This is a genomic window from Janthinobacterium sp. C22 (genome assembly GCF_057919405.1).
This window is the reverse complement of the sequence record NZ_CP193659.1, coordinates 6,210,479-6,234,584: the sequence shown is the minus strand read 5'-3', so window position 1 is coordinate 6,234,584 and position 24,106 is coordinate 6,210,479. Positions and strand designations below refer to the sequence as shown.

The following is a 24,106-nucleotide window of genomic DNA, read 5'->3' as shown; positions in this document are numbered from 1 at the left end:
ATATGTATGACAAATACGTTTTTGTTTATGTATTTATATGCGGCGCATATAAATGGCCTGTCAGGAGGATGGGGGATTAATAATATTCAAGAAAGCCCGCACGACGGGAGCGTCGTCGAGCGTGGTGTAGCTGATGTACAGGTTGGCCGACGGCGGATTGGTCTTGATCGGTAGAAATACGACGCCGGGCCAGCCGATGCGGCTCGTCGTTTCCGGCACCAGGGTCACGCCCAGGCCCGCGCCCACCATGGCCAGCAGGGTTTGCGGTTCGCTCGCTTCCTGGAAGATCACGGGTTCGAAACCGGCGTTGATGCAGCATTGCACCAGGTAGCGGGGAAACGCGGATTTGTCGAGGTTGAGGGTCAGCATGGGCTCTTGGGCGATGTCGATCAGCTCGATGGCCGTGTTTTTCGCCAGCGGATGGTGTTCATTGACGGCCACGCACACGTTCTCGCGGAAGCACAGTTCCTGGCGCAGGTTGTCGTGGCGCAAGTCGTCGTCGTTGAGTTTGGGTTCGCGCCAGAAGCCCACGTCGATCTGCTTGGCGCGCAAGGCTTCGTATTGCACCGTGGGACCGAATTCATGGATGGTCCAGGTGACGCGGGGAAATTTGGTCTGGAATTCTTCCAGCAGGCTGGGGATGGGGCCCCACATGGCCGAGCCGACGATGCCCACGCGCAAGCGGCCCACTTCGCCCCGGTCGATCTGGCGGATGGTGTCGATGGTCATGCGCATCTTGGCCAGCAGTTCGGCCGCCTCGTTCATCAGCGCCTTGCCCGCCACGGTCAGCTCGAAGGTGCGCGTGGTGCGCGCAAACAGGCGCACGCCCAGTTCGCTTTCCAGTTTCATGATCTGCTGGCTCAGGGGCGGCTGCGAGATATGCAGGCGCTCGGCGGCGCGGCTGAAGCTTTTCTCCTCGGCAACGGCAAGAAAATACTTTAACTGTTTCAGATCGATGGACATGCTTTCCTTGGCGTTGCGTGGTGCTTGGCGATGGAATGGCGCGCGGACCGTGCAGGCGCGCGCGCTTTCTTTACAGCAGTCCTATTATCGTGCCACGACCGCCTGCATGGCAATGGCCAGCGCGGTGCCGACTTGCGCATTGTGCTTGACCAGGGCGATATTCGTCGCCAGGCTGCGGCCATCCGTCAGCTGCTTGATGCGCGACAACAGGAAAGGCGTGACTTGCTTGCCCTTCACGCCGCCCGCGTCCGCTTCCTGCAAGGCTTGCGTGGTGATCGCATCGATTTCTTCCTTGGGCATCGCTTGCGCGGCCGGTACGGGATTGCTGACGATCACGCCGCCTTTCAAGCCCAGCTGCCATTTCGTGCCGATGAAGGCGGCCTGCTCGGCTGCCGTATCGAGGCGGAAATCGGCCTTGAAGCCGCTTTCGCGCGTGAAGAAGGCAGGGAAACCTTCCTGGCCCACGCTGATGACGGGCACGCCATGGGTTTCCAGGTATTCCAGGGTCAGGCCGATGTCGAGGATGGATTTGACGCCCGCGCAGACGACGGCCACGGACGTGTGCGCCAATTCCTGCAAGTCGGCGGAAATGTCGAAGCTCGTTTCCGCGCCGCGGTGCACGCCGCCGATGCCGCCCGTGACGAACACGGCAATGCCGGCCAGTTCCGCGCAGATCATGGTGGCGGCCACGGTGGTGGCGCCCAGTTTGCCCTGCGACAGCACGAACGGCAGGTCGCGGCGGCTGACCTTCATGGCGTCGGGCGAGGTGCCCAGCAATTCCAGCTGCTCCGGCGACAGGCCCACGCAGATCTTGCCGCCGATGATGGCGATGGTGGCCGGCACGGCGCCGCCGTCGCGGATGATCTGTTCCACTTCGCGCGCCATCTCCACGTTTTGCGGATACGGCATGCCGTGCGAAATGATGGTCGATTCCAGTGCCACGATGGCCTTGCCGGCGGCGCGCGCGTCGAGGACTTCTTGCGAGAACGAGAGGAAGTTATTCAGTTGCGTCATGTGTCAATCCTGTTGAAAGAGGGTGGGGGAGGCGGCGCCAGGTCGGCGTCGTCAATGTCGTCGAGGGCGCCGACCGAGATCAGTGGCGAGACGGTGGCGTCGGATTCCAGGGTCATGGCGGCCAGCTTCAGGCCGCGCCGGCAAGCCAGTTTCAGGTCGCTGCTGTCGTGGTACAGCGACCAGCAGACGGCGGCGGAAAACGCGTCGCCGGCGCCCGTCACGTCGACGGCGTCCACCTCGCGCGCGGCCAGGTGGACGATGGGCGCATCAAGATCGTCGCCATCGGTGAAGTACACGCCTTCGCCGCCGCAGGTGACGATCACCTGGCGCGCGCCCTGGCGCTGCACTTCGCGGCAGGCGGCGCGCACCTCGAATGCCGTCGGCAAAGCCCGCGCCACGCGCGTTTCCAGTTCGCCCCGGTTGAGGATCAGCAGGTACAAGCCCGTCAGGTCTTGCGGCAGGTGCGCCATCTTCGGCTGCGAGACGGCGACGATGACGAGCGGCGTCGCGTGGGCCGCATCCTGGCGCGCGTCGGCCAGCAGCGCCTGCACGCTGTCGTGGCCCAGGTTCAGGTCGCAGACGGTGAGGGCGGCGGCGGCGCGCTGCGGCTGGCGGCTATGCAAAAAGGCCGGTGTCAGCTGTTCATAGAGTTGCATGTTGGCCATCGCCAACAGCATTTCGCCATGTTCGTCGAGCACGGCCGTGTAGGTGCCGCTGCTGGTGTTGCTTAAATGCAGGCTGCCGCGCATGTCGATGCCCGCGTCTTCCGCGTGCGTCTGCAGCGCATGGCCGGCCGCGTCGTCGCCCAGCGCCGTCAGCAGGGCGACGGGAATCGACAATCGGGCCAGGTTTTCCGCGATGTTGCGGCCCACGCCGCCAAACACTTCTTCCGAGCGCACGGGATTCGAGGTGCCCATCTGCAAGGTCGCCAGCGTGCGCATCTTGCGGTCGAGGTTGGCGGCGCCTATGCACAGCACGGGGCGGCTGTCGGGCAGCACGTAGGCGCGTCCCAGCAGGCGCCGCTCGCGGATCAGCCCGGCGATGTGGCCGGCAACGGCCGAGCGCGACAAGCCCAGTTCGCTCGCCAGGTCTTGCTGCGAAATGAAGGGGTTGTTGCGGATCAGCGCATATAGCTGGTCTTTTTTATTGGTATCGGTCACAAGTTTTCGATGAAGGTTTAAACATTTGTCTGCGACTGTAAACATTTGTCTTGCAGGTGTCAAGCGGGTGTCAAGCGTGCATAAAAAACCTTCGTATGGAGCTTGTATGCATGCATTTCCAGGGCATGGCAGGCCTGGGCTAGCCTCGACTATAATATCGGCCATTTATATTTGAATTGTATAAATGGGCAAGAAAAATGGTATTTGCCATACATATTCCGTTTGATGCATAGTGGCGGCAAATAGAGGCAATACGCATCTGGATAGTCCAGCAACACCCATACATACCCGATACCTGGGCTGCGGCACCGTGCCGCCGCGCAGGCAGCAACCATCATCATTAGTCATTACGAGGATAACCATGTCGAACAACGCCCCTTTCCACGCCGCCGAAATCATCCGTGCCCGCGCTCCTGAAAATTTCAAGCCGCGCGTGGCGATGATCCTCGGCTCCGGCCTGGGTGTGTTGGCCGAGCAGATGACGGATGCCGTCAGCATCAGCTTTGACGAATTGCCAGGTTTCCCGATCAGCACCGTGCACGGCCATGCCGGCGAACTGGTGGTTGGCACCCTGTCGGGCGTCGCCGTCGTCTGCATGAAGGGCCGTGGCCATTTCTATGAAGGCTATGGCATGGGCGTGATGACGAGCGCCATCCGCACCTTGAAACTGCTGGGCTGCGAAATGCTGTTCGTTACCAACGCCGCCGGTTCCCTGCGCCCTGAAGTGGACGCCGGCAGCCTGGTGGCCATCAGCGACCATATCAACCTGCTGCCAGGCACGCCGATGGTCGGCCCGAACGACGACCGCTTCGGCCCGCGCTTCTTCAGCATGGCCAATGCCTACGATGCGGACCTGCGCAAGCTGGTCAAGGACACGGCCGCGTCGAACGGCATCACCCTGCACGAAGGCGTGTTCGTCGCCTACCCTGGCCCGAACTTCGAGACGGCCGCCGAAATCCGCATGATGGCCCGCCTGGGCGCCGACACGGTCGGCATGTCCGTGGTGCCTGAAGTGGTCTCGGCCCGCCATTGCGACCTGAAAGTGGTGGGCGTGTCCGTCATCACCAACCTGGCCGAAGGCATGTCGCCATTCGCCCTGTCGCACGAACAAACCCTGAAATACGCGGCCATCGGCGCGAAAGACCTGGTCAAGCTGATCCTGGCCTTCCTGGCGACCGTATCGGCTACGCCGCAAGCCTAAGCACTTTTTTACGCAGCAGCGGCGCGCCGGCCATCGGCGCCGCCGCGCGGCAGGCCGGGAAAATCCGGCCTACACTGTCCGCATCATCTTTGCATCATTCCATAAAGCGAGCCTTATCATGTCACGCGCATTTATCCTCCTGCTTGATTCCTTCGGCCTTGGCGCAACGCCAGACGCCGCCAAGTATGGCGACGCAGGTGCCAATACCTTTGGCCACATTGCCAGCACTGTCGCCAAAAGCGGCAAGACCTTGAAACTCCCGAACATGGAACGCCTGGGCCTGGGCGCCGCCGCGCACCTGGCCAGCGGCGAATGGGCCACGGGCTTCGACCAGCGCGACGGCTACACCGGCGCCTACGGCGCGGCGCGCGAGCGCTCCACCGGCAAGGACACGCAGAGCGGCCACTGGGAAATCGCCGGCGTGCCCGTCGAATTCGACTGGGGCTACTTCCCACGCACCACGCCATCGTTCCCGGCCGACCTGACCGATAAATTGAAAGCCCTGTCCGGCGTGCCCGGCTTCCTCGGCGACTGCCATGCCTCGGGCACGGACATCATCAACAAGCATGGCGATGAACACGTCGCCACCGGCAAGCTGATTATCTATACCTCGGGCGACTCGGTGATGCAGATCGCCGCGCACGAAGAATCGTTCGGCCTCGAGCGCCTGTATCAGGTGTGCGAAATGGCCTTCAAGCTGGTCGAGCCGTACAACATCGGCCGCGTCATCGCCCGCCCGTTCACTGGCAGCAACGGCAACTACACGCGCACTTCCAACCGCCACGACTATGCGGTGGCGCCGCCAAGCAAGACCCTGCTCGACCACGTCAAGGATGCGGGCGGCGAAGTCGTCGGCCTGGGCAAGATCAGCGATATTTTCGCCGCCCAGGGTATTTCCAGAGTCGTGAAGGGCGTCGACAACATGGCGCTGTTCGAAGCGCTGTTGAAGACGGCCGATGAAGTGCAGGACAAGTCGCTCACCTTCGTGAACTTCGTCGACTTCGACCAGGCGTTCGGCCACCGCCGCAACGTCGAAGGCTATGCCGACGCGCTGCGCGAAATGGATGCGCGCCTGCCGGAATTCATGGCCAAGCTGAAGGAAGGCGACCTGGTCGTGATCACCGCCGACCATGGCTGCGACCCCACCTGGCACGGCTCCGACCACACCCGCGAACACATTCCGATGATCTTCTTCGGTCCCGGCGTCGCCCCGCGCGCACTGGGCATTTCCGAGACGTTCTCCGATATTGGCCAAACCCTCGCCAAGCACCTTGGCGTACCACCACTTGCTAATGGAACCAGCTTGTTATGACACTCATGCACCCCGAATTCAAGCGTAACGAGGCCGTCGGCCTCGACCTGGGCTGGATCAACCAGATCCGCGTCAACCGCGCCGCGACGGACCGCCGCGCGGCCAGCCTGGCGAACCGCCGTACCGTGAAAAAGGAATACCAGGCCGCCTGGCTGGTGAAAGCCATCCAGATGATCGACCTGACCACCCTGGGCGGCGACGATACGCCGGGCCGCGTGGAACGCCTGTGCATGAAGGCCATGCGCCCGCTGCGCGCCGACCTGATGGACGCGCTGGGCTTGACGCAGCTGAGCACCGGCGCCGTGTGCGTGTACCACGAGATGATCCAGCCGGCCGTGAAAGTCATCCAGGGCCGCCTGCCCATCGCCGCCGTGTCGACGGGTTTCCCGGCCGGCCTGACGAGCATGGAAACGAAGCTGCGCGAGATCGAACTGTCGGTCGCCGCCGGCGCTTCCGAAATCGATATCGTCATCACGCGCCAGCACGTCCTGAACGGCAACTGGCAGGTGCTGTACGACGAAATGCTGGCCTACCGCAAGGCGTGCGGCGAGGCGCACGTGAAGGCGATTCTCGCCACGGGCGACTTGCTGACCATGGAAAACGTGGCCAAGGCATCGTGGGTCTGCATGATGGCGGGCGCCGATTTCATCAAGACCTCCACCGGCAAGGAAGGCGTGAACGCCACCATTCCCGTGGCCCTGACGATGGTGCGCACGATCCGCGAATACCACGAGCAGACGGGCTTCCAGGTGGGCTTCAAGCCGGCCGGCGGCGTCAGCTCGGCCAAGAGCGCGCTGCAGTACCTGACCCTGATGAAGGAAGAACTGGGCAACGAATGGCTGCAGCCGCACCTGTTCCGCATCGGCGCTTCCAGCCTGCTGACCGACATCGAGCGCCAGCTCGAGCACTACGTCACCGGCAGCTACTCGGCCAATCATCGTCACGCACAACCTTAAAGAACAATCGTCATGCCTACAATTAACGAGATTCTCACTACTATGGACTACGGCCCTGCTCCCGAAAGTCAAAAAGAAGCGCAGGCGTGGCTCGACGGCCACCAGCGCACATTCGGCCTGTTTATCGACAATGCATGGAGCGAGCCGGCCGAACTGTTCGCCTCGACCAATCCTGCCGACGGCACGCAGCTGGCCGAACTGACGCAAGCCACCGACGCCGACGTGGAACGCGCCGTGGAAGCGGCGCGCCGCGCGCTGCCCGTATGGCAAGGCATGGGCAGCCATGGCCGCGCGAAAGTCATGTACGCGCTGGCCCGCTTGCTGCAAAAGCATTCGCGCCTGTTCGCCGTGCTCGAAACCCTGGACAACGGCAAGACCATCCGCGAAACGCGCGATATCGATTTGCCGCTGGCCGCGCGCCACTTCTACCATCACGCAGGCTGGGCGCAGCTGCAGTCGGAAGAATTCGCCGACTACCGCGCCGTGGGCGTGGTGGGCCAGATCGTGCCGTGGAATTTCCCCTGCTGATGCTGTCGTGGAAAATCGCCCCGGCACTGGCGGCCGGTAACACGGTCGTCTTCAAGCCGGCCGAATTCACGTCGCTGACCGCCATGCTGTTCGCCGAATTGTGCCTGCAGGCCGGCGTGCCTGCCGGCGTGGTCAACATCGTCACCGGCGACGGCAGAGTGGGCTCGGCCATCGTCAACCATCCTGGCGTCGACAAGATCGCCTTTACGGGTTCCACCGAAGTGGGCCGCCTCATTCGTGAAGCGACGGCCGGCAGCGGCAAGAAGCTGTCCTGGAATTGGGCGGCAAGTCGCCGTTCATCGTCTTCGAAGACGCGGACCTGGACGGCGCCGTGGAAGGCCTGGTCGATTCGATCTGGTTCAACCAGGGGCAAGTGTGCTGCGCCGGTTCGCGCCTGCTGGTGCAGGAATCGGTTCAGGAGCGCTTCCTGAACAAGGTGCGCGCGCGCATGGAAAACCTGCGTCTCGGCTCACCGCTGGACAAATCGATGGACGTGGGCGCGCTGGTCGACCCCGTGCAGCGCCAGCGCATCGCCGCGCTCGTCGATTCGGCCCGCGCCGAAGGCTGCGACGTGTGGCAACCGGCGTGCGAACTGCCGACTGACGGCTCGTGGTTCCCGCCCACCCTGATCACCGGTGCGTCGACCTCGGCCGCCGTGGCGCAGGCTGAAATCTTCGGCCCCGTGCTGGTGGCCATGAGCTTCCGCACGCCGCCTGAAGCGGTGCAGCTGGCCAACAACACGGTGTACGGCCTGGCCGCCAGCGTGTGGACCGAGTCGATCAGCCTGGCCCTCGATATCGCGCCCGCCATCAAGGCCGGCGTGGTGTGGATCAACAGCGCGAACCAGTTCGACGCCGCTTGCGGCTTCGGCGGCTACCGCGAATCGGGCTTCGGCCGCGAAGGCGGCCGCGAAGGCATGCTGGAATACATGACGGCCCTGGCCGAAGATGCACGTCCGGCCCTGCCGGTGGTGGAAGCGAAAACCAAGGCCAACGTGAAGCCGGCGGCAGCCGACCCGTTCGCCATCGACCGCACGGCCAAGATGTACATCGGCGGCAAGCAGGCACGCCCCGACAGCGCCTACAGCACCGCCGTGTTCGGCGCGAATGGCGCCTTGCTGGCCGAAGTGGGCGTGGGCAGCCGCAAGGACATCCGCAACGCCGTCGAGGCGGCGCACAAGGCGTCCGGCTGGACCAGCGCCACGGCGCACAACCGCGCGCAAGTGCTGTACTACATCGCCGAAAATCTGGCAGCGCGCGCCGACGAATTCGCCGCCCGCATCGCCGCCATGACGGGCAATAAAAATCCGGAGAAGGAAGTGCAGGCATCGATCGAACGCCTGTTCTACTACGCCGCCTGGGCCGACAAGTACGACGGCCTGGCGCACCAGCCGCCCACCAAGGGCATCACCGTGGCGCTCAATGAAGCGGTCGGCGTGATCGGCATCGTCTGCCCGAATGAAGCGCCTTTGCTGGGCTTCATCTCGCTGGTGGCGCCGGCCATCGCGCTGGGCAACCGCGTGGTGGTGGTGCCGTCGGAAGCGCATCCGCTGTCCGCACTGGACCTGTACCAGGTCTTCGATACTTCCGATCTGCCGGGCGGCGTCGTCAACATCATCAGCGGCAATGCCGATGAACTGGCGCGCACCCTGGCCACGCACGCCGACATCGACGCCGTCTGGCGCCATGACGGTTCCGCCGACGGTTGCGCCGAAGTCGAGCGCCTGTCGGCCGGCACCCTGAAACGCACCTGGGTCGGCGGCGCCAAGGGCCGCGACTGGTACAGCGCCGCCCAAAGCGGCGGCCGTGCCGTGCTGGCGCATGCGTCGCAAGTGAAAAACGTGTGGATTCCTTACGGCGTCTGATTGACAACTGGAGTTGCAAAGCTGGGGTCAGAACCGTAGGGACTGACCCCAGTCTATTATGATCGGAGTTAATTCATGTTTTTGACCCAGGAAATCATTCGCAAGAAGCGCGACAAGGGCGTCTTGAGCGCCGAGGAAATCCAGTTTTTCGTGCGCGGCATCACTGACGGCAGCGTCAGCGAAGGGCAGATCGCGGCGCTGGGCATGGCCGTCTATTTCAACGACATGAACATGGACGAGCGCGTGGCGTTCACCCTGGCCATGCGCGATTCCGGCCAGGTGCTGGACTGGCGCTCGCTGAACCTGCCGGGTCCCATCGTCGACAAGCATTCGACGGGCGGCGTGGGCGACGTCGTCTCCCTGCTGCTGGGCCCCATGGTCGCCGCGTGCGGCGGCTACGTGCCGATGATCTCGGGCCGCGGCCTGGGCCACACGGGCGGCACCCTGGACAAGTTCGACGCCATTCCAGGCTATTGCACGGTGCCGGACAATGCACTGTTCCGCAAGGTGGTGCAGGAGATCGGCGTGGCCATCATCGGCCAGACGGCGCAGCTGGCACCGGCTGACAAGCGCTTCTACAGCATCCGCGACGTCACCGCCACGGTGGAATCGGTGGCCATGATCACCGGCTCCATCCTGTCGAAGAAACTGTCGGCGGGGCTGGACGCGCTGGTGATGGACGTGAAAGTGGGCACGGGCGCCTTCATGCCGACCTACGACAAGTCGGTGGAGCTGGCCGAGAGCATCGTCGCCGTGGGCAATGGCGCTGGCATGCAGACGTCGGCGATTTTGACGGACATGAACGAGTCGCTGGCGCCGTACGCCGGCAATGCGCTGGAAGTGCGCGGCGCCATGGATTATCTGACGGGCCGTTCGCGTCCCGCGCGCCTGCATGAAGTCACCCTGGCGCTGTGCGCCGAGATGCTGGTGCTGGGCGGCCTGGCCGCCACTGAAGAGGAAGCGCGCGTGAAATTGACGGCGGCCCTCGATTCGGGCGCGGCGGCCGAGCGCTTTGCGCGCATGGTGTCGGCCCTGGGCGGCCCGGCGGATCTCGTCGAGCATCCTGATAAACACCTGGAACAGGCGCCGTTCGTCGTGCCGGCGCCGGCGCCGTCGGCCGGCTACGCCAACGTGCGCGATTGCCGCGCCATCGGCCTGGCCGTGGTGGCATTGGGCGGTGGCCGCCGACGTCCGAGCGACAGCATCGATTTCGCCGTCGGCCTGACGGACCTCGTGGGCCTGGGCGAGCAGGTGGCGATCGGCCAGCCGCTGGCCATGGTGCACGCGCGCACGGAAGCGGCGGCGCAGCAAGCCGTCAGGGAAATCCAGGAAGCGTATGCCATCGGCGCCGTGGCGCTGGCCGGTAATCCGGTGATTTATCGTACCATTCGTCCATAATTTAAATCTGGGGTCAGACCCCCGTTTGCGATGGCGTAGAGCTATGTGTCAGCGGTGTTGAGGGTCTGACCCCGGTAGTTGTCTAGTGTAGAGAGAACAAATGAACAACCAAGAACTGATCGCCGAAGCCAACGCCGGCCGCGAATTGGCCTACGCGCCATACTCGCGTTTCAAGGTGGGCGCGGCGCTGCTGTGCAAGGATGGCCGCGTCTTCCGTGGCTGTAATGTGGAAAACGCCGCGTATGGCCTGTGCAACTGCGCCGAGCGCACGGCGTTTTTCAGCGCCATCGCGCATGGCTGCAAACCGGGCGACTTCGCCAAACTGGCCGTCACGGGCGACACGGCCGAACCCATCTCGCCATGCGGCGCCTGCCGCCAGGTGATCTTCGAGATGGGCGGCGCCGACCTGCCCGTGATCCTGACGAACCTGAAAAACGACATCATGGAAGTGACGGCGGGCTGGCTGCTGCCGCACGGCTTCGGCAATTCCGACCTGGACATGAAGTAACAGGATCCGCTTGAACAAGACGATCGACATCCAGGCCGCCGTGGCCATCGCCGCGGCCGAAGCCATGGCGGCCAAGACGCAGGGTACCTTTGGCGTGGGCGGCGTGCTGCTCGATGGCGCCGGCAACGTGCTGCAATCGATGCACAATAACGTCGTGCGCCAGGGCCTCGTGTTCGACCCCACGGCGCATGGCGAGCGCCAGCTGGTGGACTGGTATTTCGCCGAGCGGGCCAAGGGCACGCCCTTGCCGCCGCCGGGGGAACTGACCATCGTCACGTCGCTCGATCCCTGCTGCATGTGCACGGGCGCCATCCTGGCGGCCGGTTTCAACGTGGTGGTGGCCGCGCCCGACGTCAAGGCGGGCATCAATTACGATGGCAGCGCCACGTTCGGCCTTGCCGGCGCCGCTGCAGGCGCAGGCCGGCCGCAGCTTCTGCTATCCGGCCGTGCGCGGCGCCACCGAGTATGCGCGCGCCCCTTCCGGCGCCGCGCCCAAATCTTTTTTCATCGGCAAGAGCATCCACGAGGCGACGCAGGCACTGTGCTCGCTCGTGTTCGAAGCGACATCGGCGCAGGTGATGCAGCTGCTGAACGCCGGCGACGACGTGCCCCTGCGCGATCCCGCCGCCTTGCCGCCCGAGCATGCCGTGGTGCGCGCCTTGCGCCGCCGCTATCCCGACGCCCTGACTTACCGTTGCGACCCGCACGCGCCCGATGCGGGCCTGGCGCCATTCCTGCAGGCGGCCATGGAGCAGGACCTGCGCGATGGCGGCCAGGGCGATGCGGCCGCCTTGCTCGATTCCTTCGGCAACCTGCTGCTGTGCATGCCGGGAAAGTTGAGCCAGTCGGATATCCGCACGCCGTTCATGGAATGCACGCGCCAGTACGCGCAGCTGCGCTATGAATTGATGGCGAATGCGGCGCCGGCGCTGCAGGAGGAAATCAAAAGCTATCTGGGCCACCCCAAGCACGGCACCTTCGTGCTGGCCATCGGCCCGGACGACAGCGCCGCCAGTTTCATGACCCTGGGCGCCTACGGCTCCACCATGGAAGGGGCGCTGCCGGAGAATAATCCCGCGCAGTTCCAGTACGTGCGTCCGGTCATGGCGCCAGACGCGCTGCTGGCGCTGTGCGAGTCGATGCCGCCCCTGTACCGCAAGCTGATACGCATCCGGCCGCGCCAGGTGGCGAGCCAGGCCCTGGTCCAGGCGCTAGGCTAGTCTAGGCGTCATCGTCGGGCAGGTTTTTCAGCAAGAAGTCGCGCACGTTCGCGCCGGCGACGCGGCGGATCTGCGCTTCCGACAGGCCAGCATCCAGCAGCGCCTGCGTCAAGCGCGGCAAGCCCGCCGCATCGATGGCCGTGGTGACGGCGCCGTCGAAGTCCGAGCCATAGGCCACGTGTTCGGCGCCGATCAGCTTGACCGTGTAGCTGATGGCGCGCGCGATCGATCCCACGTCCTTGCCGCAGACGGCCGTATTCCAGAAACCGATGCCCACCAGGCCGCCCTGGGCGGCGATGCGTTTCAATTGGGCGTCGCTCAGGTTGCGCCCGTTGGCGCAGGTGCCGCGCACGCCCGTGTGCGAGACCATCACGGGGCGTTTCGCCAACGTCAGCACGTCGTCGATGGTGGCCGGCGAGGCGTGCGCCAGGTCGACGATCATCTTGCGCTGCTCCATGTCGCGCAGCCATTGCCGGCCCAGCGGCGTCAGGCCGCCTTTTTCAGGCCGTGCTGGGAGCCGGACAGTTCCGTATCGAAGAAATGCGTGGGCGCGGCCATGCGGAAGCCGGCCTTGTACAAGGTATCGAGGTTGTCCAGCTTGCCTTCGAGCGCATGCGCGCCTTCCAGTGTCAGCCAGCCGGCCAGCAGGGCGGGGTCCTTTTCGCGCGCGGCGATGAAGCTGCGCAGCTGCGCGCGGCTGCCGATGACGCGCACCTTGCCATGGCTCTTGGCTGTTTGCTGGCGCAGCTCGTCGGCCTGGTAAGTAGCGCGCGCCAGCAGGCTGTTCCAGGTGGCGGGCGGCAAGCCTTGCGCCACCACCAGCGCCGTGATGTTGTCCGTGTCGCCGCCGTTGCGCGCGATATTCATCTTGCGCGGCGTCTTGGTGACGACGGAAAAGGCTTGCAGCGCCACGTTGGCCCGCTGCAGGCGGGGAAGTCGACATGGCCGCGCTGGCTGTCGCGGTTCAGATTGCGTTGCCACAGCAGGCTGTCGGCGTGCAGGTCGGCGATCCACAGGCTCTGGTGCAGGGCCATGGCCGCTGGCGACGGCGCCTTGCCGGATGGTGCGTGGATGCGGTTGAGGTGCTCGTCGACGAGGACGGGAGCGGACAGGAAACCGCCGATCAGCGCAAGGCTGGCGGCGGTGAGGGTGCTGATAATCATTGTTCTCCGTTTTACCATGGATCGTAGGTGCCCAGGCTCCAGATGTGGCCTTCCGGGTCGCGGCAGGTAAAGCCCCGTCCGCCGTAATCTTCATCCTTGATGTCGAGCACGATCTCGGCACCGGCTTCGCGCGCGCTGCGGTAGACGGCATCGGCGTCGCTGACGACCAGGTAGCAGTTTTGCGTGTTGGCGCCGCCGACGTCGCTTGGCAGTTTCATCAGGCGGCCGTAGTCGCTGTCGAGGGCGGGCGCCACCATGACCATGCCGTTGCCAAAGCTGAGCTGGGCGTGCGCGACACCGCCTTCGCCATCGGGCACGATCAATTGCTTTTCAAAACCGAGCGCCTTGCACAGCCATTCGATGGCGGCGGGCGCGTCGCGGTAGCGCAGGCAGGGGATAGTGGTCGCGGTTGTCGCTTTTGCTGTATTGGTCATCTGAAAACTCCTATGGCAGGTGGGGAGTAGCTTCGATCGTCCAGGATGCGCGGCGTTCCGCGTTCGCACCATCCATCGGGATGGTATTGACGCCTGTCAATGCTGCGCGCATCCATAGTGCCATAAAACAATCATGACACTCCTGCCACAACGCAAATTTTACTGCGGTGGCTGCTGAGCGCCCGCCGCCTTCGTGTCCGCGCCCGTATCGTCGCTGTTGCTCGCCCATCTGAGCAGCATGACGAGGGCAAACAGCATGATGGCCAGCGGCAAGATGGTGATCAGGAACGCCAGACCCAGGCAGCACGCCAGCAACATGGGCCAGGACATGGCGCGCATGGCGGCCATGCCCTGGCGCGCATAGGCGCACAGCTCGTTCCAGAAAGCGCTGAAGGAAGTGCTGCCCGGTGCCGGATTGATGTCTTTCATGCCGTTCTCCTGTCGTGTGGGTGCCGCTGCCGTATGCATGCTGGCGATGAATCCACTATAGGCAAATCCTTGCTGCCGGGCATTGCGTATGCGACGAATCGCAGGAATGGCGGACCGAACGGCGACAGGCCGGGACAAACGGTTAGTCGAATACCTTCAGTTTCAGCTGGAAACTGAGGGCGCCATACAGGCGGTCCTTGTAGGACGGCACGATGGCGATATTCACGCCCACGCGCTGGTATTCATAGCTGATGGTGGGGACCAGGGCCGGGAACCAGCCGCCGTCGCGCATCTTCGGATAGCCGCTGAAGCCGCCAACGACGGCGCCGATGCGCAGCGGGCCCACCTTGATCGGCTGGTAGTACACGCCCAGGTAGTTCGAGTAGGCGCGGTCGCTATTGTAGAAGCGGCCGGCCGTGACCGACGCGACCGTGGAAAAGCGGTATTCGGCGCCCAGGCCCGGATTGCTGTCGTTCAGGTTCTTGTCGCGCTGAAAGTGATACGAATAAAAGCCCGCGTTGAGCCAGGTTTCGCTGAGCGGCTGGTTGTCGATCATGTTAAACACATCGGCTTGCGCGCCGCAGGCATATGCCAGCATCAGTGCGCCTAGGGACAATCGTTTCATGCGTGCTTCATCCTTATGATTTCGTACTCTGTGGGCTGGCCTGGTCTGGCGCTGCCGCGATCGTATCACCAAGTTGGCTGCGCTTCTAAGCAATATTGAACGTGCAGAACAGACGGCTGTTTGCCCGTCTGTTCCAAGCGTCATCCGGATGCCTGGGGCGTTCTCCGGGCAGCGCGAGGAGAATGATTCTCATTGTGCAACTATGTTTTCATTATTGTTACAAAAGTTGTTGATTTGCGACATGTCAAACGCGATGGATATGATATTCTGGCGTCAAGTTAATTTTCTTTTTGGAAATAAAATGTCAATCATGCTCAAATCATCATTCGTTCTCGTTCTGTCGACCGCGTTTGCCGCCGGCGCCGCGCAAGCCGGTGTTGTCGATTTGGGCATCGGTGGCGCCAATTTGTATTCCCTCAGTAACTTCAGCGCGTCCGGCAGCGATGTCGAAGGCGGCGTATTGGTTGCCGGTAACTTGACGGCATCGAACTATTCGGTCAATGACAAGAACAAGGATGCCTACGTCACGCATGGCAACACCGGTTATGCGCTGGTCGTTGGCGGCAACCTGAACTATAGCTCCGGCTCGATCAAGAACGGCAATTACTATGTGGGCGGCAGCACGACGACGAGCAGCGTGGGCCTGAACACGGCAAGCAAGACCACGGCCTCGCCCGTATCGTTCGCCGCGACGTCGGCCCAGCTGAAAAACACTTCGACCTCGCTGGCCAACGTGGCATCGACGGGCAGCAGTTCGGTGGCCTATGGCGGCATGACCCTGAAGGGCGGCACGGGCAATGTGCAAGTGTTCGACCTGACTTCCGCGGCGCTGGGCTCGGTGAACAACTTCAAGTTCAGCAACCTGCACACGAACGACACCCTGATCCTCAATATCAGCGGCACGAATGTGAACCTGTCCGGCGGCTACGGCGATTTCAGCAAATACAATGTGCTGTACAACTTCTATGAAGCGCAAACCATCACCTTGAACGGCGTGGGCCTGTACGGCAGCGTCCTGGCGCCGCTGGCGACCCTGGCCGGCGGCAATGGCCAGATCAACGGCAGCGTGGTGGTGGGGAACTGGGCCTCGAACATCCAGGTCAATGCGAACCATTATTTCAACGCCACCAATGTAGCCGGTTATGTGTCGGCCGTGCCGGAACCGGAAACCTATGCGATGCTGCTGGCAGGCCTGGGCCTGGTCGGCTTCATGGCGCGCCGCCGCAAGAGCAGGACGGCAGCGTAAGCGTTCGCGCCGTTCAGGAAACCGCCTGTCGAGGCGGTTTTTTCGCCTGCCGGCGGCATGGACACCGCCGCCAGCACCATGTGCGCGATCAGGATTTCGGCATCCTCGTAATCCTTGCGCGTGAGCTGCTTGCGCTCCAGCACCAGGGCCATCTGCGCCGAAAAATCCGCATACGATTGCGTCATGGCCCAGATGGCGAACATCAGGTGCGTGGCGTTGACGGGCGCGATCTTGCCGGCCGCGATCCACGCTTCGAAGACGGCGATATCCTTGCGCAGCAGGGGCACGACTCTTTCTCGTATCTGCGCGCCGTACAGGGGCGCGCCATTGATCACTTCGAGCGCATACGCGCGCGAGGCCCACGGCTGTTCGCGCGAAAAACGCAGCTTGGCGCCGATATACGCGCGCAGCACGTCGCGCGGCTCGTCGTGTTCATTGGCCAGCGATTCCATGCGCGCCAGCCAGTCGTCGAGCACGTCGTCGAGCACGCGCTGGTACAGCAGCTGCTTGGACGGGAAGTAATACATCAGGTTTTGCTTCGACAGGCCGGCCCGCTCGGCGATGCTGGCGATCGACGCGCCCTCATAGCCGCATTCGGCGAAGGCGCGCACGGCTTGTTCGAGGATATCCGCTTCCAGGCGGTCGCGGTTTTGCAAACGCCGGCCGCCGGCATTTTTCACGGAGAGGGCAGGGGATTTGTCGCTGGCCATGGCGGATTCTCTAGCGTGGGCGTATCGATTGCAGGAAGGCCTGCAGCACGGGGGTATCGGTGTAGGCCACGTTGAAGCGGAACCATACCGTCTCGGGCGCGCGCAGCATGAAAAACTCGTTCGGCGACAGCAGGATGCCCGCCTTCAAGGCCATGTCGGCGATGATCTTGCCATTCCATTCCGGCGTTTGCACGTCGGGCCAGCCGGCGCTGACGAACATGCCGCCGCGCGGGCGCGCCACTGGCGCCATGCCCGCCTGCGCCAGGCAGTCGATGCTGCGCTCGCGGGCCGCTTCGAGTTGCGCCACCAGCCGCTCCACCATGCGCTTGTAGGGCCGCGCAGAGATGGCGTGGTAGACGGCGCGCTCGTTGATTTCCGACGTCGTCAACCCTGCCAGCATTTTGACGCGCACCAGTTCTGCCACCAGCGGCGGCGAGGCGCAAATCGATCCCACGCGCAGCACGGGCGACAGGGTCTTGGAAAAACTGCCCACGCGGATCACGCGGCGCAAGCCGTCCATCGCCGCCAGCGACGCTTCGCCGCGCGCCGCCAGTTCGCGGTAGATATCGTCTTCCACCAGCCAGAAATCGAATTGCTCGGCCAGCGCCAGCAGGCGGTGCGCCTGCGCCTGGCTCAGGGAAGTACCGAGCGGATTTTGCAGCACCGTGTTGACGAACATGAGTTTCGGCTGGGTGCGCGCGGCTTCAACGGCCAGCGCATCGAGATCGAGGCCCGCTTCGCCGCGCTGGACGCCCACTGGGATGCAGCCATGGTGGCGTATCAGCGACTGCAGGTTGCTGTAGCCGGGGTCTTCCACCAGCACCGTGTCGCCCGGCTTGGTCAGGCTGCGCAGGATCAAGTCGAAGGCATGCGTGGCGCCGTGCGTCAGCAGGACCTGGTCCGGCTCCACCTGGAACAGCTCTTCCGACAGGCTGGTTGCCAGGTGCTGGCGCAGCGAGGGAAAGCCGAGAGGGTGGCCATAGCCGCGCAGGCGGCTGGCGGGAATGCGCATGGCCTGGCGCACGGCGTCGAGCACCGTCGCTTCGCCATACATCTCGGGCGGCAGCCAGCCCGCTCCCACGGGCAGGGCGTCGGACACGCCCGAATACAGGTCCGGCGTGAGGGCGTCGATGGCGGTAGGACTCGCAAGGGTGTTGGCAATGAGGGCCGCCTGCGGCGAGGCGGCGATATCGTGGCGCGCGACGAAATAGCCGGAGCCGCGCCGCGACGACAGCAAGCCCAGATTGACCAGGCGGTCATACGATTCGACGACGGTAAAGGTCGACACGCCATTGCAGCGGGCGAACTGGCGCACGGACGGCATGCGCGTGCCGATACGCAGGGCGCGGCTGCCCACCATGACGCTGATGGCGATGACGATCTGCTCGACGAGGCCGCCCTTCTTCTGGCGGTCGATGTCCAGCACGGGCCAGCCGCTGGCGTGACCTTCGCCCTCGTCCTGCTTCACGTTGTGTGTCACCGGTGGCTCCTTTGCTGCCTTGCACAAAACTGTAGTGGTTTTTCGACCTGTACGGTTGGGATACTTTGCCGTTTGTGTATCTGTGCCATTGGGGATGGCCTGTCTATTATTACATCAGCTTTTTGCCAACTGGTAAATTATTTTACGCTTCGTCAAAAACGATCCTGGCCCCCGCGCCAGCCCATCCCAAGGAGAAGGTCATGAACGAAACAAGGCCGGAATCGATGTCGGCATTCTGGATGCCGTTTACGAACAACCGCGATTTCAAGGCCCATCCGCGCTTGCTGGTGTCGGCCGAAGGCATGTACTACAAGGACGTCGATGGCAACGCTATCCTCGATGGCACGGCGGGCCTGTGGTGCGTGCCGTGCGGCCATGCGCAGCCGAAAATCGTTGGCGCCATCCGCGAGATGGTGGGCCAGCTCGACTTCGCCCCCACCTTCCAGATGGGCCATCCGGCCGCCTTCGATCTGGCGGAAAAACTGATGGATTACACGGGGCATAAATTTGGCCACGTGTTCTATACGAATTCCGGCTCCGAGGCCGTGGACACGGCGTTGAAGATCGCGCTGGCCTACCACCGGGCGCGCGGCGAGGGCGCACGCACCCGCCTGATCGGCCGCGAACGCGGTTACCACGGCGTGGGCTTCGGCGGCATTTCCGTGGGCGGCATCGGCGGCAACCGCAAGACCTTCGGGCCCTTGCTGCCCGGCGTCGACCACCTGCCGCACACGCATAACCTGAACCAGAACGCCTACACGGTGGGCGAGCCCGAATACGGCACCCACCTGGCCGACGAGCTGGAACGTATCGTCGCCCTGCACGACGCTTCGACGATCGCCGCCGTCATCGTCGAACCGGTGGCCGGCTCCACGGGCGTATTGATTCCGCCGAAAGGCTATCTGAAGCGCTTGCGCGAGCTGTGCACCAAGCATGGCATCCTGCTCATCTTCGATGAGGTGATCACGGGTTTCGGCCGCATGACGACGCCGTTCGCCGCCGACTATTTCGACGTCGAGCCGGACCTGATGACGACGGCCAAGGGTCTGACCAACGGCATGGTGCCGATGGGCGCCGTGTTCAGCAAAAAGTATATCCACGACGCCTTTATGGATGCGCCGCCGGGCATCGAACTGTTCCACGGCTACACGTATTCCGGCCACCCGCTGGCCTGCGCCGCCTCGCTGGCGACCTTGCAGGTGTTCGAGGAACAGGACATCCTGGGCCACGCGAAAGCGATGCAGGCGTACTGGAGCGACGCCGTGCACTCGCTGAAAGGCTTGCCGCACGTGATCGACCTGCGCAGCATCGGCCTGATCGCCGGCATCGAGCTCGATCCCATCGCCGGCAAGCCGGGCACGCGCGCCTTCAACGCCTTCAAGCAGGCCTTCGCCGACGGCGTGCTGATACGCACGACGGGCGACATCATCGCGCTGTCGCCGCCGCTGGTGCTGGAAAAACAGCATGTCGACGAGCTGTTCGGCAAGCTGGCCACATTATTAAAGAATCTCGATTGAACCCCGGGGTCAGACCCGCCGGGTCTGACCCCAGAATTTGCCCTTGGGGTAAAGAGAGGAAATAACGTGAACCAAATTAACACACAGCTCGACACCATCACCCACTACATCAACGGCGCCAAGGTCGACACCCAAAGCGGCCGCTACGGCGACGTCTACAACCCGGCCCTGGGCGAGCCTGTGGCGCGCGTGGCGCTGGGCACCGTGGAAGACGTGGACGCGGCCGTGCAGGCGGCCGCCGCCGCCTTTCCCTCGTGGTCGGCTACGCCGCCGCTGACGCGCGCCAGGGTCCTGTTCCGCTACCTGCAGCTGTGCCAGCAGCACACGGATGAATTTGCCGCCATGCTCACGCGCGAGCATGGCAAGACCTTGCCGATGCCCAGGGCGAAGTGGCGCGCGGCATCGAGATGGTGGAATTTGCCGTCGGCATACCGCAACTGTTGAAGGGTGAATTCACGGACCAGATTTCGCGCGGCATCGACGCCTGGTCCATGCGCCAGGCGCTCGGCGTGGTGGCCGGCATCACGCCATTCAATTTTCCCGTGATGGTGCCGATGTGGATGTTCCCGGTGGCGATTGCCTGCGGCAATACCTTCGTCTTGAAACCATCCGAGCGCGATCCGTCGGCCTCGCTGCTGCACGCGAAGCTGCTCAAGGATGCAGGCTTGCCCGACGGCGTTTTCAACGTGGTGCAGGGCGACAAGGTGACGGTCGACGCCTTGCTCGACCACCCCGTCGTGCAGGCGATCAGCTTTGTCGGCTCGACGCCGATCGCGGAATACATCTATGCGCGCGGCAGCGCCAGCGGCAAGCGCGTGCAGGCTTTGGGCGGCGCGAAGAACCACATGGTGGTGATGCCCGACGCGGACATGGACATGACGGTCGATGCGCTGATCGGCGCGGCCTACGGTTCGGCGGGCGAGCGCTGCATGGCCATCTCCGTCGTCGTGGCCGTGGGCGACGCGGGCGACAAATTGATCGATGCACTGGCAACGCGCACGGCCGCACTGAAAGTGCGCGACGGCATGGAAGATGGTGCGGAAATGGGACCTGTCGTATCGCTGGCAGCCAAGCAGCGTATCGAAAAACTCATCGCCTCGGGCGTGGAGCAGGGCGCGACTTTGGTGGTCGATGGCCGCAACCACGTGGTGCCTGGCCGCGAGAACGGCTTCTTCGTCGGTGGCACCTTGTTCGACCATGTGACGCGCGACATGAGCATCTACAAGGAAGAAATTTTCGGCCCCGTGCTGTGCGTGCTGCGGTGTCCTGACGTGGTGCATGCGGTGGAGCTGATCAACGCCAACGAGTATGGCAACGGCGTGGCCATCTATACGCGCGACGGCGGCGTGGCGCGCGAATTCGTACGCCAGATCCAGGTCGGCATGGTGGGCGTCAACATCCCCTTGCCCGTGCCGATGGCCTTCAACAGTTTCGGCGGCTGGAAGCGCAGCATGTTCGGCGACCACCACGCGTATGGCCCCGAAGGCGTGCGCTTCTACACGCGCCACAAGGCCGTGATGCAGCGCTGGCCGAACACGGCAAGCGCTGGTGTGGAATTTGCTTTTCCCCAGATGAAGTAAGGGTTTTAAGTCAAACATCGGCCGCACAAAAAAGGAAACCGCGATGATCGAGTCCTTGAGTTATTTACCGCATCCCGCCCTGCCCAACGAGGAATTGGCGGGCCACTTCACGGACCTGGCACCGCCCTTGACGGCGCGCCAGGCCTCCATCGAAAGCGCCCGCTGCCTGTACTGCTACGACGCGCCGTGCAGCCGTATCTGTCCGTCGGAAATCGACGTGGCCAGCTTCATCCGCAATATCCACGACAAGAACATCAACGGCGCCGCCGCCGGCATCCTGAAACAGAACATCCTGGGCGGCAGCTGCGCGCGCGTCTGTCCCACGGAAATCCTGTGCGAAGACGTCTGCGTGCGCAATCACGACGCCGAAGGCCAGCCCGTCAAGATCGGCCTCTTGCAGCGTTACGCGGTCGACCACATGCACTTCACCAGCCACCCGTTCGGGCGCGCGGCCGCCACGGGCAAGACCGTCGCCATCGTCGGCGCGGGACCAGCCGGCCTGTCGTGCGCGCACCGCCTGGCCATGCTGGGCCACGACGTGGTGATCTTTGAAAAAGAGGGCAAGGCGGGCGGCCTGAATGAATACGGCATCGCCAAGTACAAGCTGACGGACGATTTCGCGCAAAAGGAAATCGACTTCCTGCTGGGCATAGGCGGCATCACCATCCGATGTCGCCAGGCGCTGGGCGAAAACGTGCAGCTGCGCGACTTGCATGCGCAGTACGACGCCGTCTTCCTCGGCCTGGGTCTGGGCGCCAGCCGCAAGCTGGGCTTGACGGGCGAAGATGCGCCGGGTCTCCTGGCCGCCGTCGACTATATCAGCGCGCTGCGCCAGGCGGACGACCTGGCCGCGCTGCCCGTGCCGAAACGCGCGCTTGTGATTGGCGCCGGCAATACGGCCATCGACATGGCCGTGCAGGTCCAGCGCCTGGGCGCCGAGGAAGTCACCCTGGTCTACCGGCGCGGTTTCGACGCCATGACGGCCACCCACCACGAACAGGAGATTGCCAAGGCCAACCAGGTGCGCATGCTGACGTGGGCCCAGCCGCAGCAGGTGCTGCTCGATAGCGGAGGCAAGGTGGCCGGCATGCGCTTCGAAAAACCGCCATGCGGGGCACGCGTCTGGCGGGCACGGGCGAAACCTTCGACGTGGCGGCCGACGCCATCTTCAAGGCCATCGGCCAGAGCCTCGATACGCAGGTGCTGCATGACCCGATGGCATCCCTGTTGCAGCGCGAAGGCGACAAGATCGCCGTCGATGCGGGTTTTCGCACGGTGCTGCCGGGGATCTATGCGGGCGGCGACTGCGTGGCGCCGGGGCAGGACTTGACGGTGCAGGCCGTCCAGCATGGCAAGCTGGCCGCACTGGCCATCCATACCGATTTGTTGAATAAAGTGGAGGCTGCATAATGGCTGATCTCAGCATCGAATTTTGCGGCATCAAGGCGCCGAACCCCTTCTGGCTGGCGTCCGCACCGCCGACCGACAAGGCCTACAACGTGGTGCGCGCCTTCGAGGCGGGGTGGGGCGGCGTCGTGTGGAAGACGCTGGGCGAAGACCCTGCCGCCGTCAACGTCTCGTCGCGCTATTCCGCCCTGTACGGCAAGAACCGCGAAGTGGTCGGCTTCAATAACATCGAACTGATTACCGACCGCTCGCTGGAGATCAACTTGCGCGAAATCACGCAGGTGAAAAAGGACTGGCCCGACCGCGCCATGATCGTCTCGCTGATGCTGCCCTGCGAAGAGCACTACTGGGCCGACATCCTGCCCAAGGTCGAGGCGACGGGCGCGGACGGCATCGAACTCAATTTCGGCTGCCCGCACGGCATGCCGGAGCGGGGCATGGGCGCCGCCGTGGGCCAGGTGCCCGAGTACGTGCAGATGGTGACCGCCTGGTGCAAGAAACACAGCAAGTTACCCGTCATCGTCAAGCTCACGCCCAACATCACGGACGTGCGCATGCCGGCGCGCGCGGCCAAGGCGGGCGGCGCGGACGCCGTCTCGCTGATCAACACCATCAATTCCATCACCTCGCTGGACCTGGACCGCATGGTGGCCTTGCCGATTGTCGGCGGCGCCAGCACGCACGGCGGCTATTGCGGCGCGGCCGTGAAACCGATCGCCCTGAACATGGTGGCGGAAATCGCGCGCGATCCGCAGACGCGCGGCTTGCCCATTTCCGGCATCGGCGGCATCGGCAACTGGCGCGACGCGGCCGAATTCATCGCCCTGGGCGCCGGCTGCGTGCAGGTGTGCACGGCCGCCATGCTGCATGGTTTTCGTATCGTCGACGAGATGAAGGATGGCCTGTCGCGCTGGATGGACGAGAAGGGCTATGCACGCATCAGCGATTTTTCCGGCAAGGCCGTGGCCAACACGACGGACTGGAAATACCTGGACATGAATTACCAGGTGATCGCGCAGATCAACCAGGACGACTGCATCAAATGCGGCAAGTGCTACGTGGCTTGCGAAGATACCTCGCACCAGTCGATTGCGCAGCTGATCGACGCCGCCGGCACGCGCACGTATGAGGTGATCAAGGAGGAATGCGTGGGCTGCAACCTGTGCGAAATCACCTGTCCGGTGCAGGGCTGCATCACGATGGTGCCGCAAGCCACGGGCAAGCCGTACATGAACTGGACGCAGGATCCGCGCAACCCTCGGGCATTGGCGGAGTCGGTATAGGGCACGTTTTTTGCGTACATATATTTTATAAACAGTTGCCCAACTTTGCAGTAAGCTAGGCCGCAGCCGTTTTTAAAACGCCCAACCTCCCAACCGATGGAGCAACCC

Annotated in this window: 20 protein-coding genes and 4 pseudogenes; 13 read left to right on the top strand and 11 right to left on the bottom strand. The window is 63.7% G+C overall.

Annotated features, from left to right (window positions below; all coding sequences use genetic code 11):
* Nucleotides 1-60: 60 nt before the first annotated feature.
* The 3 genes from ACRHIG_RS29245 to ACRHIG_RS29235 form a co-directional block, all read right to left on the bottom strand.
* A complete protein-coding gene (locus ACRHIG_RS29245) occupies nucleotides 61-963 on the bottom strand; it encodes a LysR family transcriptional regulator (RefSeq protein ID WP_489628779.1) in 903 nt (300 codons plus the stop codon).
* A gap of 84 nt (nucleotides 964-1,047) precedes the next feature.
* A complete protein-coding gene (locus tag ACRHIG_RS29240) occupies nucleotides 1,048-1,977 on the bottom strand; it encodes a pseudouridine-5'-phosphate glycosidase (RefSeq protein WP_409027184.1) in 930 nt (309 codons plus the stop codon).
* A complete protein-coding gene (locus tag ACRHIG_RS29235) occupies nucleotides 1,974-3,137 on the bottom strand; it encodes a carbohydrate kinase (RefSeq protein WP_489628778.1) in 1,164 nt (387 codons plus the stop codon). The genes ACRHIG_RS29240 and ACRHIG_RS29235 overlap by 4 nt, the downstream gene beginning before the upstream one ends.
* 361 nt (nucleotides 3,138-3,498) lie before the next feature.
* On the opposite strand from ACRHIG_RS29235, the gene xapA reads away from it, so the two are divergent.
* The 8 genes and pseudogenes from xapA to ACRHIG_RS29195 all read left to right on the top strand — a co-directional run bounded on the left by xapA (nucleotide 3,499) and on the right by ACRHIG_RS29195 (nucleotide 12,124).
* Nucleotides 3,499-4,338 carry a xanthosine phosphorylase gene (gene xapA, locus ACRHIG_RS29230; protein ID WP_092798101.1) on the top strand — a complete coding sequence of 280 codons (840 nt, stop codon included), beginning with the start codon at nucleotides 3,499-3,501 and terminating at the stop codon, nucleotides 4,336-4,338.
* Between the two features lie 118 nt (nucleotides 4,339-4,456).
* Nucleotides 4,457-5,650, top strand: a complete 1,194-nt coding sequence (locus tag ACRHIG_RS29225) for a phosphopentomutase (RefSeq protein WP_489628777.1) — start codon at nucleotides 4,457-4,459, stop codon at nucleotides 5,648-5,650.
* Nucleotides 5,647-6,606 (top strand): deoxyribose-phosphate aldolase, encoded by a 960-nt coding sequence (gene deoC / locus ACRHIG_RS29220; protein WP_034785577.1) that lies wholly within the window; start codon nucleotides 5,647-5,649, stop codon nucleotides 6,604-6,606. Before ACRHIG_RS29225 ends, deoC begins: the two co-directional genes overlap by 4 nt.
* Nucleotides 6,607-6,618: 12 nt before the next feature.
* A pseudogene (locus tag ACRHIG_RS29215) lies at nucleotides 6,619-8,998 on the top strand (aldehyde dehydrogenase family protein).
* A 75-nt stretch (nucleotides 8,999-9,073) separates the two neighbouring features.
* On the top strand, nucleotides 9,074-10,396 hold the full coding sequence (gene deoA / locus ACRHIG_RS29210; RefSeq protein ID WP_489628775.1) for a thymidine phosphorylase: 1,323 nt from the start codon (nucleotides 9,074-9,076) through the stop codon (nucleotides 10,394-10,396).
* 100 nt (nucleotides 10,397-10,496) lie between these two features.
* Nucleotides 10,497-10,904 (top strand): cytidine deaminase, encoded by a 408-nt coding sequence (locus tag ACRHIG_RS29205; protein ID WP_099379413.1) that lies wholly within the window; start codon nucleotides 10,497-10,499, stop codon nucleotides 10,902-10,904.
* A gap of 64 nt (nucleotides 10,905-10,968) precedes the next feature.
* A pseudogene (locus ACRHIG_RS29200) lies at nucleotides 10,969-11,187 on the top strand (cytidine/deoxycytidylate deaminase family protein); the annotation flags it as partial.
* Between the two features lie 91 nt (nucleotides 11,188-11,278).
* Nucleotides 11,279-12,124: a hypothetical protein gene (locus ACRHIG_RS29195; protein ID WP_489630917.1), complete on the top strand. Its 846-nt coding sequence runs from the start codon at nucleotides 11,279-11,281 to the stop codon at nucleotides 12,122-12,124.
* A gap of 1 nt (nucleotide 12,125) precedes the next feature.
* On the opposite strand, the gene ACRHIG_RS29190 is transcribed toward ACRHIG_RS29195, so the two are convergent.
* From ACRHIG_RS29190 to ACRHIG_RS29165, 6 genes are all read right to left on the bottom strand, one after another.
* Nucleotides 12,126-12,581, bottom strand: coding sequence for a dipeptidase (locus tag ACRHIG_RS29190; RefSeq protein WP_489628774.1), 456 nt, complete (start codon nucleotides 12,579-12,581; stop codon nucleotides 12,126-12,128).
* Nucleotides 12,582-12,610: 29 nt separating this feature from the next.
* On the bottom strand, nucleotides 12,611-13,036 hold the full coding sequence (locus ACRHIG_RS29185; protein ID WP_489628773.1) for a hypothetical protein: 426 nt from the start codon (nucleotides 13,034-13,036) through the stop codon (nucleotides 12,611-12,613).
* Nucleotides 12,988-13,287, bottom strand: a complete 300-nt coding sequence (locus ACRHIG_RS29180) for a hypothetical protein (protein ID WP_489628771.1) — start codon at nucleotides 13,285-13,287, stop codon at nucleotides 12,988-12,990. Before ACRHIG_RS29180 ends, ACRHIG_RS29185 begins: the two co-directional genes overlap by 49 nt.
* A gap of 11 nt (nucleotides 13,288-13,298) precedes the next feature.
* On the bottom strand, nucleotides 13,299-13,721 hold the full coding sequence (locus ACRHIG_RS29175) for a VOC family protein (protein WP_475414077.1): 423 nt from the start codon (nucleotides 13,719-13,721) through the stop codon (nucleotides 13,299-13,301).
* Nucleotides 13,722-13,880: 159 nt separating this feature from the next.
* Nucleotides 13,881-14,150, bottom strand: coding sequence for a hypothetical protein (locus ACRHIG_RS29170; protein WP_475414076.1), 270 nt, complete (start codon nucleotides 14,148-14,150; stop codon nucleotides 13,881-13,883).
* A 142-nt stretch (nucleotides 14,151-14,292) separates the two neighbouring features.
* Complete coding sequence (locus ACRHIG_RS29165) at nucleotides 14,293-14,775, bottom strand: hypothetical protein (protein ID WP_489628770.1); 483 nt, start codon at nucleotides 14,773-14,775, stop codon at nucleotides 14,293-14,295.
* Nucleotides 14,776-15,076: 301 nt separating this feature from the next.
* Between ACRHIG_RS29165 and ACRHIG_RS29160 the strand changes: the two genes are divergently transcribed.
* Nucleotides 15,077-16,021 carry a choice-of-anchor A family protein gene (locus ACRHIG_RS29160; RefSeq protein ID WP_489628769.1) on the top strand — a complete coding sequence of 315 codons (945 nt, stop codon included), beginning with the start codon at nucleotides 15,077-15,079 and terminating at the stop codon, nucleotides 16,019-16,021.
* Here the strand turns inward: ACRHIG_RS29160 and ACRHIG_RS29155 are convergent.
* Entirely contained in the window at nucleotides 15,946-16,731 is a 786-nt protein-coding gene (locus tag ACRHIG_RS29155) for a TetR family transcriptional regulator C-terminal domain-containing protein (RefSeq protein WP_489628768.1), read from the bottom strand. The two genes, ACRHIG_RS29160 and ACRHIG_RS29155, sit on opposite strands and share 76 nt — an antisense overlap.
* Before the next feature lie 10 nt (nucleotides 16,732-16,741).
* Nucleotides 16,742-18,211 carry an aminotransferase-like domain-containing protein gene (locus ACRHIG_RS29150; RefSeq protein ID WP_489628767.1) on the bottom strand — a complete coding sequence of 490 codons (1,470 nt, stop codon included), beginning with the start codon at nucleotides 18,209-18,211 and terminating at the stop codon, nucleotides 16,742-16,744.
* Nucleotides 18,212-18,411: 200 nt separating this feature from the next.
* Between ACRHIG_RS29150 and aptA the strand changes: the two genes are divergently transcribed.
* The 4 genes and pseudogenes from aptA (at nucleotide 18,412) to preA (ending at nucleotide 23,998) form a co-directional block, all read left to right on the top strand.
* Complete coding sequence (gene aptA / locus ACRHIG_RS29145; protein WP_489628766.1) at nucleotides 18,412-19,728, top strand: omega-aminotransferase AptA; 1,317 nt, start codon at nucleotides 18,412-18,414, stop codon at nucleotides 19,726-19,728.
* Nucleotides 19,729-19,794: 66 nt separating this feature from the next.
* A pseudogene (locus ACRHIG_RS29140) lies at nucleotides 19,795-21,308 on the top strand (CoA-acylating methylmalonate-semialdehyde dehydrogenase).
* A 43-nt stretch (nucleotides 21,309-21,351) separates the two neighbouring features.
* Nucleotides 21,352-22,718, top strand: a pseudogene (locus ACRHIG_RS29135) (NAD(P)-dependent oxidoreductase).
* Nucleotides 22,718-23,998, top strand: a complete 1,281-nt coding sequence (preA, locus tag ACRHIG_RS29130; RefSeq protein WP_489628765.1) for an NAD-dependent dihydropyrimidine dehydrogenase subunit PreA — start codon at nucleotides 22,718-22,720, stop codon at nucleotides 23,996-23,998. Before ACRHIG_RS29135 ends, preA begins: the two are co-directional and overlap by 1 nt.
* The last annotated feature ends 108 nt before the right edge of the window (nucleotides 23,999-24,106 follow it).

What these genes read in the sequence shown, in the direction of transcription:
- ACRHIG_RS29190 (WP_489628774.1), bottom strand. Translation starts at nt 12,581, where the DNA reads ATGGAGCAGCGCAAGATGATCGTCGACCTGGCGCACGCCTCGCCGGCC.
- deoA (WP_489628775.1), top strand. Translation starts at nt 9,074, where the DNA reads ATGTTTTTGACCCAGGAAATCATTCGCAAGAAGCGCGACAAGGGCGTC.
- ACRHIG_RS29240 (WP_409027184.1), bottom strand. Translation starts at nt 1,977, where the DNA reads ATGACGCAACTGAATAACTTCCTCTCGTTCTCGCAAGAAGTCCTCGAC.
- deoC (WP_034785577.1), top strand. Translation starts at nt 5,647, where the DNA reads ATGACACTCATGCACCCCGAATTCAAGCGTAACGAGGCCGTCGGCCTC.
- ACRHIG_RS29175 (WP_475414077.1), bottom strand. Translation starts at nt 13,721, where the DNA reads ATGACCAATACAGCAAAAGCGACAACCGCGACCACTATCCCCTGCCTG.
- ACRHIG_RS29170 (WP_475414076.1), bottom strand. Translation starts at nt 14,150, where the DNA reads ATGAAAGACATCAATCCGGCACCGGGCAGCACTTCCTTCAGCGCTTTC.
- ACRHIG_RS29205 (WP_099379413.1), top strand. Translation starts at nt 10,497, where the DNA reads ATGAACAACCAAGAACTGATCGCCGAAGCCAACGCCGGCCGCGAATTG.
- preA (WP_489628765.1), top strand. Translation starts at nt 22,718, where the DNA reads ATGGCTGATCTCAGCATCGAATTTTGCGGCATCAAGGCGCCGAACCCC.
- ACRHIG_RS29180 (WP_489628771.1), bottom strand. Translation starts at nt 13,287, where the DNA reads ATGATTATCAGCACCCTCACCGCCGCCAGCCTTGCGCTGATCGGCGGT.
- ACRHIG_RS29195 (WP_489630917.1), top strand. Translation starts at nt 11,279, where the DNA reads ATGGCAGCGCCACGTTCGGCCTTGCCGGCGCCGCTGCAGGCGCAGGCC.
- ACRHIG_RS29225 (WP_489628777.1), top strand. Translation starts at nt 4,457, where the DNA reads ATGTCACGCGCATTTATCCTCCTGCTTGATTCCTTCGGCCTTGGCGCA.
- ACRHIG_RS29165 (WP_489628770.1), bottom strand. Translation starts at nt 14,775, where the DNA reads ATGAAACGATTGTCCCTAGGCGCACTGATGCTGGCATATGCCTGCGGC.
- ACRHIG_RS29160 (WP_489628769.1), top strand. Translation starts at nt 15,077, where the DNA reads ATGTCAATCATGCTCAAATCATCATTCGTTCTCGTTCTGTCGACCGCG.
- xapA (WP_092798101.1), top strand. Translation starts at nt 3,499, where the DNA reads ATGTCGAACAACGCCCCTTTCCACGCCGCCGAAATCATCCGTGCCCGC.
- ACRHIG_RS29155 (WP_489628768.1), bottom strand. Translation starts at nt 16,731, where the DNA reads ATGGCCAGCGACAAATCCCCTGCCCTCTCCGTGAAAAATGCCGGCGGC.
- ACRHIG_RS29245 (WP_489628779.1), bottom strand. Translation starts at nt 963, where the DNA reads ATGTCCATCGATCTGAAACAGTTAAAGTATTTTCTTGCCGTTGCCGAG.
- aptA (WP_489628766.1), top strand. Translation starts at nt 18,412, where the DNA reads ATGAACGAAACAAGGCCGGAATCGATGTCGGCATTCTGGATGCCGTTT.